This window comes from Nocardioides sp. zg-1230, assembly GCF_013155335.1.
Taxonomy (GTDB): Bacteria; Actinomycetota; Actinomycetes; order Propionibacteriales; family Nocardioidaceae; genus Nocardioides.
On the sequence record NZ_JABJQZ010000002.1, the window covers coordinates 523,211 to 536,695 of the forward strand.

Consider the following 13,485-nt stretch of genomic DNA (forward strand, 5'->3'; position numbering starts at 1 on the left):
CCGGCCGGCGAGGGCGGTCAGGCCCGGGAACAACGCCGGTGGTTGAGCGTTGGACCAGGCATGAAGAAGATCGGGTTCTTGAACTTCGGCCACTGGACCGACTCGCCGCAGTCCGCGGTGCGCTCGGCGTCGGACACCCTGCTGCAGTCGATCGACCTCGCGGTCGCGGCCGAGGAGCTCGGCGCGGACGGGGCGTACTTCCGGGTGCACCACTTCGCGCGCCAGCTCGCCTCGCCGTTCCCGCTGCTCGCCGCGGTCGGCGCGCGCACCAGCCGGATCGAGATCGGCACCGGCGTGATCGACATGCGCTACGAGAACCCGCTCTACATGGCCGAGGACGCCGGGTCCGCCGACCTGATCGCGGGCGGCCGGCTCCAGCTCGGCATCAGCCGGGGATCACCGGAGCAGGTGATCGAGGGCTGGCGCTACTTCGGCTACGCCCCCGCCGCGGGCGAGGACCAGGCCGACATGGCCCGCCGCCACACCGAGGTGCTCCTGCAGGTGCTGGAGGGGGAGGGGTTCGCGCAGCCCAACCCGCGCCCGATGTTCCCCAACCCGCCCGGCCTGCTGCGCATCGAGCCGCACTCCGAGGGCCTGCGCGAGCGCATCTGGTGGGGTGCCGCCTCCGACGCCACCGCCCGCTGGGCGGCCGAGAAGGGGATGCACCTGATGAGCTCGACGCTCAAGGCCGACGAGACGGGCGAGCCCTTCCACGTCCAGCAGCGCAAGCAGATCGAGGTCTTCCGCGAGGCGTGGCGCGAGGCCGGCCACGAGGGTGAGCCCCGCGTGTCGGTGAGCCGGTCGATCATGCCGATCACCACCGACCTCGACCGGATGTACTTCGGCCACGAGGGCTCGAGCTCCGACCAGTTCGGCCAGATCGAGGCCAACCTGCGCGCCGTCTTCGGCAAGACGTACGCCGCCGAGCCCGACGTGCTGGTCAAGGAGCTCGCCGACGACGAGGCGGTCGCCGCCGCCGACACCCTGCTGCTCACGGTGCCCAACCAGCTCGGCGTGGACTACAACGCCCACATCCTCGAGACGGTGCTCACCGACGTGGCGCCCGACCTCGGCTGGCGCTGACGCCTCACGCCGCGCAGGTCACGACGGGGCGGCCGCCCGCAGCTTCTCCAGCAGCGGGCCGGCCGCCTCGCTGATGAAGCGGTCCTGCCCCTCGTCGCCGACCTGGACGAGGGCCACGTCGGTGAAGCCCGCCTCCCAGTAGGCCGAGACCGCCTCCACGATCTTGTCGAGGTCGGGGCCGCAGGGGATCGACCCGGCGACGTCCTCGGGGCGGACGTACGTCGTCGCGCCGGAGAATCCGGCCGGGGTGGGCAGGTCGGCGTTGACCGACCAGCCGCCGGCGAACCAACGGAACTGCTCGTGCGCCCGCTTGACGGCGGTGTCCTCGTCGGGGTCCCAGCAGATCGGGATCTGTCCGACGGCGCGAGCCTCCCGGCCGATCCGCGGGGCGCCCTCGACCTCGTTCCACGACTCGACGATCTCGGCCTTCGGCTCGACAGCAACCAGGTGGTCGCTCAGCGGCGCGAAACGCTCGATCGCCCGGTCGCCGGCAACGGCGACGCCGATGTCGACGCCCTGCTCGGGGAGGTCCCAGATGCGGGCGGAGTCGACCTGGAAGAAGTCGCCCCGGTGGTCGACCAGCTCGCCCGTGTGCAGCGCGCGGATCACCTCGATGGCCTCGGCGAGCATGTCCTGGCGCTCGGCGATCGCGGGCCAGCCCTCACCCACGACGTGCTCGTTGAGGTTCTCGCCGCTGCCCAGCCCGAGGACGAAGCGGCCCTCGGCGAGGATCTGCAGCGTTGCGGCCTTCTGCGCCACGACGGCGGGGTGGTAGCGCAGGGTCGGGCACGTCACGTAGGTCATCAGGCCCACGCGCTCGGTCGCCTGTGCCACGGCACCCAGCGTCGTCCAGGCGTACGGTGCGTGCCCCTGCTCGGTGAGCCACGGCGAGTAGTGGTCGCTCATCACCTCGAAGTCGAAGCCGGCCTGCTCGGCGGCGACGGCGTACGACACCAGCTCCCGCGGGCCGCTCTGCTCGGTCATCAGCGTGTATCCGAAGCGCGTCATCCTGCGACCGTAGCCAGCCGCCCGGGGCCACCCACCGCCCGAACAGGTGAGCCGCTCAGGTGGCCGGTGCTTGTCTGGACGCATGGACACCTCAGACGGACAGGACAAGAAGACCGACCAGGACGGCCAGGAGGGCCAGGTCTCCGAGATGGCAGCGGACGCCCCGGAGCCGATCAGCTCCGGCGACTCCGTGGCCGGCCAGCCCGACCCGCAGCCCGGTGAGGTCGACGAGGGCTCGCAGGGACCCAACGCGATCCCGGACGACCCCACGGGCGAGCACCCCCACAAGCCCTGACCTGCGGTAGAACGGCCCCATGAGCAAGCCAGTGATCGTGGTGGTGGGCGCCGGGCCGGGCGTGAGCGGGTCGGTGGCACGCCGATTCGCCGACGAGGGCTACGACGTGGCGCTCCTCGGCCAGGACCAGCACGTGCTGGACCAGCTGGCCGCCGACCTCGGCGCCCGCGGTGCCGCAGTGGGCCATGCGTGCGCCGACGTCACCGACGAGCAGGCCGCACGCGACGCCGTACGCCGCTTCGGTGAGCACACCGGGCGCATCGACGTCCTGCACTTCAACCCCAGTGCCTTCCGCGAGAAGGACCCGCTGACCCTCACGGTCGAGGAGCTCCTCGAGGACGTCGCGCTCGGCGTGGGCGCCCTGCTCAGCGTCGTGCAGGCCGCCCGACCCTTCATGTCCGCAGACGGGCGGATCAGCGTCACCGGCAGCATGGCGGCCGACGACCCGTGGGAGGGCGCGGCGTCGCTGGGCGTGCAGAAGGCGGGCGTGCGCAACCTCGTGCACAGCATCGACAAGACCCTGTCCGGCGACGGCATCCGCGCGGTGTCGGTGACGGTGCGCGGGGCGCTCTCGCGCGAGGGCGCCTTCACTCCCGACCGGGTGGCCGACGCGATCTGGGACGCGGTCGCGAGGCCGGACGCAGACTGGAGCAGCGAGGTCGCCTTCGAAGGCTAGTCTCGAGGACGTGCAGCCGATCCATCCCTCCCGTCGTGCGACCCGCCGCCTCGCCGCGCTGGGGTCGGCGGCCGTGCTGCTCGTCGGAGCCGCGGCCTGCGGGGCGGACGAGACCTCCGAGCCTGCTGGCGCATCGTCGTCGGCCTCGGACGGCGCGGCGCCGATTCCGGCCGCCGACGCGCTCGCGCGGGTCGCGGACGGCGCCGAGGTCGTCGACGTACGCACCGCCGAGGAGTTCGACTCCGGCCACCTCGACGGCGCGGTCAACATCGACTACCAGGCGGCTGACTTCGCCGAGCGGATCTCCGAGCTGCCCCGCGAGGAGTCCTACGTCGTCTACTGCGCGTCGGGTCGTCGCGCGACCGGCGCGGTCGAGCAGATGCGCGACCTCGGGTTCACCGACGTCGTCAACGGCGGGGGCTACGCCGACCTCGCCGGCTGACCCGGCGGGTCAGCGCTTGCGACCCCAGAGCAGGTAGGCGATCGGCCCGACGGGCTGCACCGACAGGGCCGGGACCCAGAGCAGCTTGGGTCCGCGCACGAGCTCGGCGGGGCGCTGCTTGAGATCCTTGGCGCACCACGCGGTGACGGCGACCTCCACGATCCCGGCCACGGCGACGAGCTTCTTCTGCGCGGGCGTCATGTCGCCCCAGGACTTCTTCTGTGCCATGGCCCCGAACCTACCGGGCGCCGGCATGGTGATCACGCACCGCCGAGCCCGTTGATCAACAGCCAGGAGACGACGACGCCGGCGAACGCCGCGGCCAGGCCCCACCAGGCGCCCGTCAGCGCGCGGCGCCCGGTCGGCGCGCCCTCGCGGGCCAGGCCGGGCAGCGCGATCGTGACCGCCGCGCCGACAGCGGCCATGGCGAGCAGCTGCACCGGGACGATCCAGTTCTCCGTGCCCGGGTCGTCGAGGACGTACGCCGTCGCCGGCAGGCTGAGCATCCCCAGGACCAGCAGCACGACGATCCCGACGAGGCGCTGCGCTGACCGGCTCACGGCGCGAGGGTAGTGCTCAGCCCTCCTTGGCCACCAGCGTCAGCACGTCGTAGGTCGCCACCGGCTCGTCGTCCTGGTTGGTGACGAGCGCGTCCCAGCGGACCTCGCCGTAGTCGGCCGAGGAGCGCGGGGTGACCTGCTTGACGGTGAGCGTCACGCGGATCGAGTCGCCGGCCTTGACCGGGGTCAGGAAGCGCAGGTTGTCGACGCCGAAGTTGGCGAGCACCGGCCCCGGGGCGGGGTCGACGAAGAGCCCTGCTGCCATCGACACGATGAGGTAGCCGTGGGCGACGATGCCGCCGAAGAGCGGGTTCTGCGCGGCCGCCTCCGGGTCGGTGTGGGCGTAGAAGGTGTCGCCGGTGAACTCGGAGAAGTGGTCGATGTCGGCGCGGGAGATCACGCGCGGCTGCGAGGCGATCGTGTCGCCGACCCGCAGCGTCGCCAGCGAGTGGCGGAACGGGTGCTCCGGCGTCTCGGTGCGCCGCGAGCCGCGCGTCCATCGACCGGTGATCGCGGTGAGCATGTCGGGGGAGGCCTGGATCGCCGAGCGCTGCATGTGGTGCAGCACGCCGCGTACGCCGCCCAGCTCCTCGCCGCCGCCGGCGCGTCCCGGGCCGCCGTGGACCAGCATCGACAGGGGAGAGCCGTGGCCGGTGCTCTCGGGGGCGTCGTCGCGGTCGAGGACGAGGATGCGGCCGTGCCAGGGAGCGAGCCCGAGGACCAGGGTGCGGGCGACCTCCGGGTCGTGGGTGACCACCGAGCCGACCAGCGATCCCTTGCCGCGCGCGGCCAGGGTGACGGCCTCGTCGAGGGAGTCGTACGACATCACGGTCGACACCGGGCCGAAGGGCTCGACGTCGTGCGGCTCCACCGCGCCGGCGCGGGCCCGGAGGAGGACGGGCGCCATGAAGGCGCCGCGCTCACCGTCACCGGCGAACCCCGTGGTGGCACTCGGGTCGCCGAGGACGACCTCGGCCGAGGAGCGCAGCGCCTCGACGGCCTTGCGGACCTCCTCGCGCTGCCCGAGGGAGGCGAGCGGACCCATCCGGACGGACTCGTCGTCGGGGTTGCCGACCGTGATGGTCGACAGCTTCGCGGCGATCGCGTCGGTCATCTCGTCGGCCACGGCGGACGGCACGATGACGCGGCGGATGGCCGTGCACTTCTGCCCGGCCTTGGCGGTCATCTCGGTGACGACGCCCTTGACGAAGAGGTCCCACTCCGGGTCGCTGGACGTCACGTCGGGGCCGAGCACCGAGCAGTTGAGCGAGTCGGCCTCGACCTGGAGCGTGCAGCCGCCGTGGAGCACCGAGGGGTGCTGGCGCAGGATGCCGGCGGTGTGGGCCGAGCCGGTGAAGGCCACGGAGTCCTGCACGCCGAGGTGGTCGAGCAGGTCGCCGGCCGAGCCGGCGAGCAGCTGGAGCGAGCCCTCGGGGAGGATGCCCGACTCGATGATCCGCCGGACGACGAGCTCGGTGAGGTACGCCGTCTGGCTGGCGGGCTTGACGATCGACGGGAGCCCGGCGACGAAGGCCGGCGCGAGCTTCTCGAGCATGCCCCAGACGGGGAAGTTGAAGGCGTTGATCTGCACCGCCACGCCGGGGCGCGAGGTGTAGACGTGCTGGCCCATGAAGACGCCGGTGCGGCCGAGCTGCTCGAGGTCGCCGTCGCACACCACGATGTCGTTCGGCAGCTCGCGGCGGGCCTTGGACGAATAGCTGAACATCGTGCCGAAGCCGCCGTCGATGTCGATCATCGAGTCGCGTCGGGTCGCGCCGGTGGCGAGGGAGAGCTCGTAGAGCTCGTTCTTGAGCCCGGTCAGGTGGGCGGCCAGCTCCTTGAGGAGCAGGGCTCGCTCGTGGAAGGTCATCTCCCGGATCGCGGGACCGCCGACCGTACGGGCGTGGTGGGCCATCGCGCCCAGGTCGAGCCCGGCGCTGGAGATCCGCGCGACCTCCTCGCCGGTGGCCGCGTCCAGGAGGGGGTGGCCCTCGGCGGAGGCGGCGTACCAGCGTCCGGCGGCGTAGCTCTCGAGCAGTCGGGTCACGGGGGACTCCCTCGAAGTCGGGTCGGCGTCGGGTGGGGGCCGCGGTGTTTGCGTGCCCGGGGTGACGGGTGACACACTAATAGCAGACCGATCGGTCAGTAAATGTGGTCGCAGACCCACGTCGGAGGACGCATGACACTCACGCAGACGCCGCCCGCGGGCGATCTCGAGGCCGGCTTCGAGGCCACGATCGCGCGCAACGAGCGGATCGAGCCCCGCGACTGGATGCCGGAGGGCTACCGCAAGACCCTCGTGCGCCAGATCGCCCAGCACGCGCACAGCGAGATCATCGGCATGCAGCCCGAGGGGAACTGGATCACCCGGGCGCCCAGCCTGCGCCGCAAGGCGATCCTGCTCGCCAAGGTCCAGGACGAGGCCGGGCACGGGCTCTACCTCTACTCCGCGGCCGAGACCCTCGGCGTCTCCCGGCTCGAGCTCACGGAGCTGCTGATCGCCGGCAAGCAGAAGTACTCCTCGATCTTCAACTACCCGACGCTGTCCTACGCCGACGTCGGCACGATCGGCTGGCTGGTCGACGGCGCCGCGATCTGCAACCAGGTGCCGCTGTGCCGCACCTCCTACGGTCCCTACGGCCGCGCGATGATCCGCGTGTGCAAGGAGGAGTCCTTCCACCAGCGCCAGGGCTACGAGCTGCTCGCCACCATGATGCGCGGCACCGACGAGCAGCGCGCCATGGTGCAGGAGTCGGTCGACCGCTTCTGGTGGCCGGCGCTGATGATGTTCGGCCCGCCCGACGACGCCTCGCCCAACACCGCCCAGTCGATGGCGTGGGGCATCAAGCGCCACACCAACGACGAGCTGCGGCAGAAGTTCGTCGACATGTCCGTGCCGCAGGCCGAGGCCCTCGGCGTCACGCTCCCCGACCCCGAGCTCCGGTGGAACGAGGAGCGCGGCCACCACGACTTCGGCCAGCCCGACTGGGACGAGTTCATGGAGGGCGTGAAGGGCAACGGCCCCTGCAACGCGCAGCGGATGGCCCACCGCCGCCGCGCCCACGAGGACGGCGCCTGGGTGCGGGAGGCCGCGACGGCGTACGCCGCCAAGCAGCGGGCGGCCGGGCAGAGGAAGGCGAACGCATGAGCGAGCTCTCCGCCGAGGGCGGCCACGGGGCCGTGCCGCTGAAGGACGTCCCGACCGGGCAGGGGGTGACCCCTCCGGAGCCCGAGTGGCCGCTCTACGAGGTCTTCGTCCGTGGCAAGCGCGGCCTCAACCACGTCCACGTCGGCTCCCTGCACGCCGCCGACGACCGGATGGCGCTGCTCCACGCCCGCGACGTCTACACACGCCGCAACGAGGGCGTGAGCATCTGGGTGGTGCGCGCCGACGCGATCACCGCCTCGAGCCCCGACGAGAAGGACCCGATGTTCGCCCCCAGCGGCGACAAGGTCTACCGCCACCCGACGTTCTACGCCATCGCCGACAACGTCCCCCACATGTGATGGAGGACCACGTGCACACGACGCCCGAGGACGAGCACGACAACGCCTACGCCGGCCTGCTCGTCAACGACGCCCACTGGGCCTTCGGCACCGACTTCGAGGACCCGCTGGCCGGCGTCGACACGACCATCCCCGAGGGCGTCGACGCGCCCACGCTGGCGGCGTACGCCCTGATGCTGGGCGACGACGCGCTGGTGATGTCGCACCGGATCTCGGAGTGGACCAGCAACGCGCCCGACCTCGAGGACGACATCGCGCTGTCCAACATCGCGCTCGACCTGCTCGGCCAGGCGCGGCTCCTGCTCGCCCGCGCGGCGAAGGCCGACGAGTCGGTCGTCCCGCGGCTGCCCGAGGGCTCGCCGGCACCGCCCGAGGACGCGCTCGCGTTCTTCCGCGAGGCCCACGAGTTCCGCAACGTGCGGCTCACCGAGCTCGTCAACGGCGACTTCGCGGAGGCGACCGTCCGGGTGCTGCTGTTCTCGGTCTGGCGGCTCGCGACCTTCGAGCGCCTGCGCTCCAGCCGCGACCACGTGCTCGCGGCCGTCGCGGCCAAGGGCGTCAAGGAGCTGGCCTACCACCGCGACTACTCGGCGCGCTGGTTCGTCACGCTCGCGCAGGGCACCGACGAGTCGCGCCGCCGGCTGCTCGCCGCGCTCGACGGGCTGTGGCCGCTGTGGCCGGAGCTCTTCGACACCCACCCCGTCGAGGCGGCGGCCGCCGCTTCAGGCGTCGGCGTCGACCCGGCATCGGTCCGCGAGGCCGCCGAGGACGTGCTCGACCAGGTGCTCATCGCAGCCGGCGTGCCGCGCCCCGAGGCGCCCCGCCGGGCCGGGGTGCTGGGCCGCACGGGTCGCGACGGGATGCACGGCGAGCCGCTGAGCCGCATGCTCGCCGAGATGCAGTCCGTGGCTCGCGCCCACCCGCTGGGTCAGTGGTGACGGGAGTGAGGCTGATGAGTCGTACGACGGAGCGCGCGCGTCGCGTGGCCGAGCGGGTCACGGACCCCGAGCTGCCCATGCTCACCCTGGCCGACCTCGGCGTGCTCCGCGACGTCGACGTGGTGGGCGACTCCCACGTCGTCGTCGACATCACCCCGACCTACTCCGGCTGCCCGGCGATGGCGGCGATGCGCGACGACCTCGTCCGCGAGCTGCAGGGCGCCGGGTTCGACCGCGTCGAGGTGCGGGTCAGCCTCGACCCGGCCTGGACCACCGACTGGATCACGCCCGAGGGCCGGACGGCCCTTGCCGCGGCCGGCATCTCCCCGCCCGGCCCGGCGCCGTCGACGTCCGGCCCGATCCCGCTGACCCTCCTCCCGACCGCCCGCCAGGTGCGCTGTCCGCAGTGCGACTCACCCGCCACCGAGCTGGTCTCGGAGTTCGGCTCGACCGCCTGCAAGGCGCAGTACCGCTGCACGTCCTGCCTCGAGCCGTTCGACCACGTAAAGGAGATCTGAGTCGTGGCAACCACCTTCCACCGGCTGACGGTGCGCGACGTCGAGCCGCTGACCGACGACTCGGCCGCGGTCACCTTCGACGTGCCCGACGACCTGCGCGAGCTGTTCGCCTTCGAGCCGGGGGAGTCGCTGACGCTGCGCCGGGTCGTCGACGGCGTCGAGCACCGCCGCTCCTACTCCATCTGCGCCCCGGCCGGGGCAGCTCCGCGCATCGGCGTGCGCGAGATCCCCGGCGGGATGTTCTCCTCCTGGCTCATCCACGACGTCGGCCCGGGGGAGCCTGTCGAGGTGGCCCCGCCGACCGGCAGCTTCCGCGCCGACCCGGCCAGCCCCGGCCGCCACCTGTGCATCGCCGCCGGTTCCGGGATCACGCCGATGCTCTCGATCGCGGCGTCGGTGCTGGCCAACCCGGCCAGCAGCGTCACGCTGCTCTACGGCAACCGCGAGACCACCTCGGTGATGTTCGCCGAGGAGCTGAGCGACCTCAAGAACCTCCACGGCCCGCGCTTCGACCTCGTCCACGTGCTCTCGCGCGAGCCCCGCGACGTCGAGCTGTTCTCCGGGCGCCTCGACGCCGACCGGCTCCGCCGCCTGCTGCCGCTGAAGGTGCACCTCGCCTCGGTCGACCACGTCTGGCTCTGCGGCCCGCACGGCCTCATCGACGACGCGCGCACCGTGCTGGCCGAGCTCGGCGTGCCGAAGGAGAAGGTGCACTTCGAGCTCTTCTACGTCGACGAGCCGCCGCCGGAGCTCCGGCACGCCGACCGGGTGGTCGAGGGCGTGACCAGCGACGTGACCGTGGTGCTCGACGGACGTACGACGACCACGCCGATGCCGCGCAACGCGACCGTGCTCGACTCCGCTCAGGCCGTGCGCAGCGACCTGCCGTTCGCCTGCAAGGGCGGCGTGTGCGGCACCTGCCGGGCCAAGGTGGTCGAGGGCGAGGTCGAGATGGTGCGCAACTACGCCCTCGAGCCCGAGGAGGTCGAGCAGCAGTTCGTGCTGACCTGCCAGACCTACCCCGTCAGCGACGCCGTCACCGTCGACTTCGATGCCTGACGCCCTGCAACCGGCACGCGACATGTGGGCGGCCGACGCCGCCAGCGCGGCGCTGGGGATGCGGCTCGTCGAGCTCGGCCCGGGCGAGGCGCGCGTGACGATGGCCGTGCGCGCCGACATGGTCAACGGCCACGACCTCTGCCACGGGGGCCTGGTCGCCTCCCTCGCCGACTCGGCGTTCGCGCTCGCGTGCAACTCCCGCGGCCCCGTCACCGTCGCCGCCGGGTTCGAGGTCGACTTCCTCGAGCCGGCGCGCCTGGGCCAGGTGCTCGACGCCCACGCGCGCGAGGTGGCGCTGCGCGGGCGCTCGGGACTGTACGACGTCACGGTGCGCGCCGGCGACACCGTGATCGCCGAGTTCCGGGGCAGGAGCCGCTCGCTCAGATGACCCGCACGGTGGGTCCGACGGCCCTACCCGGGCGGCGACGGAGTCCCTAGCCTCGGAGCAGGACGCGCCGGGTGCGCGGGTCCGTCTGGAGGCACGTCATGAGGATGTCGTGGATGTCGCCGTTGCTGGCGCTGGTGCTCGCCCCGGCGCTGGTCGCCCCGTCGTCCGGTGGGGCGGCGCCCCCGGCGTCGGTGACCACACCGCCGCCTACGCCGGTGCTCGTCGCCGTGCGGGCCGCCCACCGCGGCGACGTCGACCGCGTCGTGTTCGAGTTCCGTGGCGGCCTGCCCGCGAAGCGCCAGGTCGGCTACGTCGACCGGCTGTTCGCCGACGGGTCCGGTCGACGCGTCCGCGTTGCCGGGCAGGCGCTGCTCCGGGTGCGGTTCGAGCCGGCCCAGGCCCACGCCGACGACGGGTCGCCGACCGCGGCCCCGCGCCGGGTGGCGTACGCCCTGCCCAACGTGATGACCGCCGTCCGAGCGGGTGACTTCGAGGCGGTGACGACGTACGGCATCGGGCTGGCGAAGCGGACGCCCGTCCGGGTCACGACGCTGCAGGCGCCACCCCGCGTGGTCGTCGAGGTCGGCGCCGGCTTCGCCACCGTCCAGCGCAAGGTGTGGTTCTTCCACCGCGACCGGTTCGTCGACAACCGGGAGCCGTTCTTCGTGGCCCGGACGCGACCGGTCCGGCCCGGCACGCCCGCCACCGGCCCCATGGACCGGCTCTACGCCGGTCCGCTGCCGCGTGAGCGAGCGAACGGCCTGCGGGTGCTGCGCTCCGGCACGACGGGGTACGACGACCTGACGGTCTCCGGCGGCGTGGCCGACCTGCGCCTCACCGGCCGGTGCAGCAGCGGCGGCTCCACGGTGAGCATCGCCGGTGAGATCCTGCCGACCCTCAAGCAGCTGCCGACCGTGGACCGCGTGGTCCTGCGGGACAGGAGCGGCAGCACGCTCGACCCCGACGGGCCCGGCGACTCCACCCCGGCGTGCCTCGAGCCCTGAGCCCGTCCCGAACCCGCTCAGGCGCGGTGCCGCACCAGGCCGTCGAAGGCGAGCGAGGTGACCGTGTCGGCGAGGGCGTGGCCGTCGCGGCCGTCACGGAGCCACTCGGTCATCGAGTTGACCATCCCGAAGACGAGGCGGCTGGCCAGGAGCGGGTCGATGTCGGCGCGGATGGCCCCGGTGTCCGCGGCCTCGCGCACCATCTCCGCCAGGCGGTGGTCGATCTCGCGTCGGCGTGCGAGTGCGTGCTGCTCGGCCGGCGTGTTGCCCCGCACCCGCAGCAGGAGCGTGACGGCGGGCAGGTGCTCGGTGAGCACGACGACGCTGCTGCGCACGGCGGCCCGGAGGCGCTCCTCGGGGGTGTGGGACCGGTCGGCGTGGACGGTGTCGAGCGCGGCAGCGAGCTCGTCGAGCGCCTCGTCGAGGGCGCGCTCCAGCAGGTGCTCCTTGCTCGGGACGTGGTGGTAGATCGCGGACTTGGTCAGGCCGAGCTCGCGAGCGAGGTCGCCCATGCTGGTCGCGTCGTAGCCTTGCCGGTTGAAGAGCTCGATCGCGACGCGCAGCACCGTCTGCTGGTCGTGGCCGGGCCGGCCCCGTCGTACGGGCTCTGACATGGATGAACGTTCTCACGACCCCCTGCGCGCGACCGGAGGACCACACCGTGCTCGACCTCTCTCCCCAGCCCGGCGACCTCGAACCGATCGAGACGGCACCCGTCGAGGAGCTGCGCGCCCTGCAGCTCGAGCGGCTCCAGTGGTCGGTGCGGCACGCCTACGACCACGTCGCGCACTACCGCCGGGCCTTCGACGAGGCCGGCGTCGGCCCGGACGACGTACGGTCGCTGGCGGACCTGGCCCGGCTGCCGTTCACCACCAAGGCGACGCTGCGCGACAACTACCCGTTCGGGATGTTCGCGGTGCCCCGCGAGGACGTCGTACGCCTCCACGCCTCGAGCGGGACGACCGGCAAGCCGACCGTGGTGGGCTACACGCGCGACGACCTGGACATGTGGGCCGACGTCGTGGCACGGTCGATCCGGGCCGCGGGCGGTCGGCGGGGGATGATCCTGCACAACGCGTACGGCTACGGGCTCTTCACCGGCGGGCTGGGCGCGCACGCCGGGGCCGAGCGCCTCGGGTGCACCGTCGTGCCCGTCTCCGGTGGGATGACCCAGCGCCAGGTGCAGCTCATCCGCGACTTCGAGCCCGACATCATCATGGTGACGCCGTCCTACATGCTCTCGATCCTCGACGAGCTCGAGGCGCAGGGCGTCGACCCGCGCTCGACGTCGCTCAAGGTCGGCATCTTCGGCGCGGAGCCGTGGACCAACGACATGCGCCGCGAGATGGAGGAGCGCACCGACATGCACGCCGTCGACATCTACGGCCTGTCCGAGGTGATCGGCCCCGGCGTGGCGAGCGAGTGCGTCGAGACCAAGGACGGCCTGCACGTGTGGGAGGACCACTTCTACCCCGAGGTCATCGACCCCGTGACCGGGGAGGTGCTGCCCGACGGGGAGGAGGGGGAGCTGGTCTTCACGACCCTCACGAAGCAGGCGATGCCCGTGATCCGCTACCGCACCCGTGACCTGACCCGGCTGCTGCCGGGGACTGCGCGGAGCATGCGGCGGATGGAGAAGATCACCGGCCGCACCGACGACATGATCATCCTGCGCGGGGTCAACCTGTTCCCCACGCAGATCGAGGAGATCGTGCTCGGCATCCCGACCCTCTCGCCGCACTTCCAGTGCCACCTCGACCGCACCGGCAACCTCGACACGCTCACCGTCCGCGTCGAGCGACGCGACGCCACCACCGACGCCGAGGCCACCGCTGCTCAGGCCGAGCTGGCGCACCGGATCAAGGCGTCCATCGGCGTCAGCGTCGGGGTCGACGTCGTCGACGTCGCCTCCATCGAGCGCTCGGTCGGCAAGATGCGCCGGATCGTCGACCACCGCGCGGCGCGCTGAGCGGGATAGTTACCGGCAACGGGCCCCCGGGGGCTACA

General features: G+C 72.5%; 17 protein-coding genes. 12 read left to right on the forward strand and 5 right to left on the reverse strand.

From position 1 onward, the window contains the following. Positions 1-60: 60 nt before the first annotated feature. On the forward strand, positions 61-1,083 hold the full coding sequence (locus HOO61_RS10535) for an LLM class flavin-dependent oxidoreductase (RefSeq protein WP_172258627.1): 1,023 nt from the start codon (positions 61-63) through the stop codon (positions 1,081-1,083). An 18-nt stretch (positions 1,084-1,101) separates the two neighbouring features. Here the strand turns inward: HOO61_RS10535 and HOO61_RS10540 are convergent, their stop codons facing one another. Then, complete coding sequence (locus tag HOO61_RS10540) at positions 1,102-2,091, reverse strand: LLM class F420-dependent oxidoreductase (protein WP_172258628.1); 990 nt, start codon at positions 2,089-2,091, stop codon at positions 1,102-1,104. An 82-nt stretch (positions 2,092-2,173) separates the two neighbouring features. Here HOO61_RS10540 and HOO61_RS10545 point away from each other — a divergent pair, with 82 nt between their 5' ends. From HOO61_RS10545 to HOO61_RS10555, 3 genes are read left to right on the forward strand one after another with little or no spacing between them, the layout of a single operon-like run. After that, positions 2,174-2,386 carry a hypothetical protein gene (locus HOO61_RS10545; RefSeq protein ID WP_172258629.1) on the forward strand — a complete coding sequence of 71 codons (213 nt, stop codon included), beginning with the start codon at positions 2,174-2,176 and terminating at the stop codon, positions 2,384-2,386. 19 nt (positions 2,387-2,405) lie between these two features. Beyond that, the gene (locus HOO61_RS10550) at positions 2,406-3,062 is read left to right on the forward strand and encodes an SDR family oxidoreductase (RefSeq protein WP_172258630.1); all 657 of its coding nucleotides are present in this window, start codon (positions 2,406-2,408) and stop codon (positions 3,060-3,062) included. A gap of 10 nt (positions 3,063-3,072) precedes the next feature. Then, positions 3,073-3,504 carry a rhodanese-like domain-containing protein gene (locus HOO61_RS10555; protein WP_172258631.1) on the forward strand — a complete coding sequence of 144 codons (432 nt, stop codon included), beginning with the start codon at positions 3,073-3,075 and terminating at the stop codon, positions 3,502-3,504. A gap of 9 nt (positions 3,505-3,513) precedes the next feature. Here HOO61_RS10555 and HOO61_RS10560 read toward each other — a convergent pair whose 3' ends face one another. From HOO61_RS10560 to paaZ, 3 genes are read right to left on the reverse strand one after another with little or no spacing between them, the layout of a single operon-like run. After that, entirely contained in the window at positions 3,514-3,732 is a 219-nt protein-coding gene (locus tag HOO61_RS10560) for a PLDc N-terminal domain-containing protein (protein ID WP_172258632.1), read from the reverse strand. Between the two features lie 32 nt (positions 3,733-3,764). Next, positions 3,765-4,064 (reverse strand): hypothetical protein, encoded by a 300-nt coding sequence (locus HOO61_RS10565; RefSeq protein ID WP_172258633.1) that lies wholly within the window; start codon positions 4,062-4,064, stop codon positions 3,765-3,767. Between the two features lie 16 nt (positions 4,065-4,080). Further along, positions 4,081-6,111 carry a phenylacetic acid degradation bifunctional protein PaaZ gene (gene paaZ / locus HOO61_RS10570; RefSeq protein ID WP_172258634.1) on the reverse strand — a complete coding sequence of 677 codons (2,031 nt, stop codon included), beginning with the start codon at positions 6,109-6,111 and terminating at the stop codon, positions 4,081-4,083. Between the two features lie 132 nt (positions 6,112-6,243). Here paaZ and paaA point away from each other — a divergent pair, with 132 nt between their 5' ends. The 7 genes from paaA (at position 6,244) to HOO61_RS10605 (ending at position 11,478) form a co-directional block, all read left to right on the forward strand. Beyond that, positions 6,244-7,212: a 1,2-phenylacetyl-CoA epoxidase subunit PaaA gene (paaA, locus tag HOO61_RS10575; protein WP_172258635.1), complete on the forward strand. Its 969-nt coding sequence runs from the start codon at positions 6,244-6,246 to the stop codon at positions 7,210-7,212. A 65-nt stretch (positions 7,213-7,277) separates the two neighbouring features. Beyond that, positions 7,278-7,571, forward strand: a complete 294-nt coding sequence (paaB, locus tag HOO61_RS10580) for a 1,2-phenylacetyl-CoA epoxidase subunit PaaB (protein WP_367650133.1) — start codon at positions 7,278-7,280, stop codon at positions 7,569-7,571. An 11-nt stretch (positions 7,572-7,582) separates the two neighbouring features. Next, positions 7,583-8,509: a 1,2-phenylacetyl-CoA epoxidase subunit PaaC gene (gene paaC, locus HOO61_RS10585; RefSeq protein ID WP_216658782.1), complete on the forward strand. Its 927-nt coding sequence runs from the start codon at positions 7,583-7,585 to the stop codon at positions 8,507-8,509. Positions 8,510-8,523: 14 nt separating this feature from the next. Continuing rightward, complete coding sequence (gene paaD / locus HOO61_RS10590; RefSeq protein WP_172258638.1) at positions 8,524-9,027, forward strand: 1,2-phenylacetyl-CoA epoxidase subunit PaaD; 504 nt, start codon at positions 8,524-8,526, stop codon at positions 9,025-9,027. Between the two features lie 3 nt (positions 9,028-9,030). Beyond that, on the forward strand, positions 9,031-10,086 hold the full coding sequence (paaE, locus tag HOO61_RS10595) for a 1,2-phenylacetyl-CoA epoxidase subunit PaaE (RefSeq protein ID WP_172258639.1): 1,056 nt from the start codon (positions 9,031-9,033) through the stop codon (positions 10,084-10,086). Next, positions 10,079-10,474 carry a hydroxyphenylacetyl-CoA thioesterase PaaI gene (gene paaI / locus HOO61_RS10600; protein WP_172258640.1) on the forward strand — a complete coding sequence of 132 codons (396 nt, stop codon included), beginning with the start codon at positions 10,079-10,081 and terminating at the stop codon, positions 10,472-10,474. The genes paaE and paaI overlap by 8 nt, the downstream gene beginning before the upstream one ends. A 113-nt stretch (positions 10,475-10,587) precedes the next feature. Next, positions 10,588-11,478 carry a hypothetical protein gene (locus HOO61_RS10605; protein WP_172258641.1) on the forward strand — a complete coding sequence of 297 codons (891 nt, stop codon included), beginning with the start codon at positions 10,588-10,590 and terminating at the stop codon, positions 11,476-11,478. A 17-nt stretch (positions 11,479-11,495) separates the two neighbouring features. On the opposite strand, the gene HOO61_RS10610 is transcribed toward HOO61_RS10605, so the two are convergent. Beyond that, positions 11,496-12,092, reverse strand: coding sequence for a TetR/AcrR family transcriptional regulator (locus HOO61_RS10610; protein WP_172258642.1), 597 nt, complete (start codon positions 12,090-12,092; stop codon positions 11,496-11,498). A gap of 47 nt (positions 12,093-12,139) precedes the next feature. On the opposite strand from HOO61_RS10610, the gene paaK reads away from it, so the two are divergent. Then, entirely contained in the window at positions 12,140-13,447 is a 1,308-nt protein-coding gene (paaK, locus tag HOO61_RS10615) for a phenylacetate--CoA ligase PaaK (protein WP_367650119.1), read from the forward strand. Positions 13,448-13,485: the final 38 nt, after the last annotated feature.

What these genes read in the sequence shown, in the direction of transcription:
- HOO61_RS10535 (WP_172258627.1), top strand. Translation starts at nt 61, where the DNA reads ATGAAGAAGATCGGGTTCTTGAACTTCGGCCACTGGACCGACTCGCCG.
- HOO61_RS10540 (WP_172258628.1), bottom strand. Translation starts at nt 2,091, where the DNA reads ATGACGCGCTTCGGATACACGCTGATGACCGAGCAGAGCGGCCCGCGG.
- HOO61_RS10545 (WP_172258629.1), top strand. Translation starts at nt 2,174, where the DNA reads ATGGACACCTCAGACGGACAGGACAAGAAGACCGACCAGGACGGCCAG.
- HOO61_RS10550 (WP_172258630.1), top strand. Translation starts at nt 2,406, where the DNA reads ATGAGCAAGCCAGTGATCGTGGTGGTGGGCGCCGGGCCGGGCGTGAGC.
- HOO61_RS10560 (WP_172258632.1), bottom strand. Translation starts at nt 3,732, where the DNA reads ATGGCACAGAAGAAGTCCTGGGGCGACATGACGCCCGCGCAGAAGAAG.
- paaA (WP_172258635.1), top strand. Translation starts at nt 6,244, where the DNA reads ATGACACTCACGCAGACGCCGCCCGCGGGCGATCTCGAGGCCGGCTTC.
- paaD (WP_172258638.1), top strand. Translation starts at nt 8,524, where the DNA reads ATGAGTCGTACGACGGAGCGCGCGCGTCGCGTGGCCGAGCGGGTCACG.
- paaI (WP_172258640.1), top strand. Translation starts at nt 10,079, where the DNA reads ATGCCTGACGCCCTGCAACCGGCACGCGACATGTGGGCGGCCGACGCC.
- HOO61_RS10605 (WP_172258641.1), top strand. Translation starts at nt 10,588, where the DNA reads ATGTCGCCGTTGCTGGCGCTGGTGCTCGCCCCGGCGCTGGTCGCCCCG.
- HOO61_RS10610 (WP_172258642.1), bottom strand. Translation starts at nt 12,092, where the DNA reads ATGTCAGAGCCCGTACGACGGGGCCGGCCCGGCCACGACCAGCAGACG.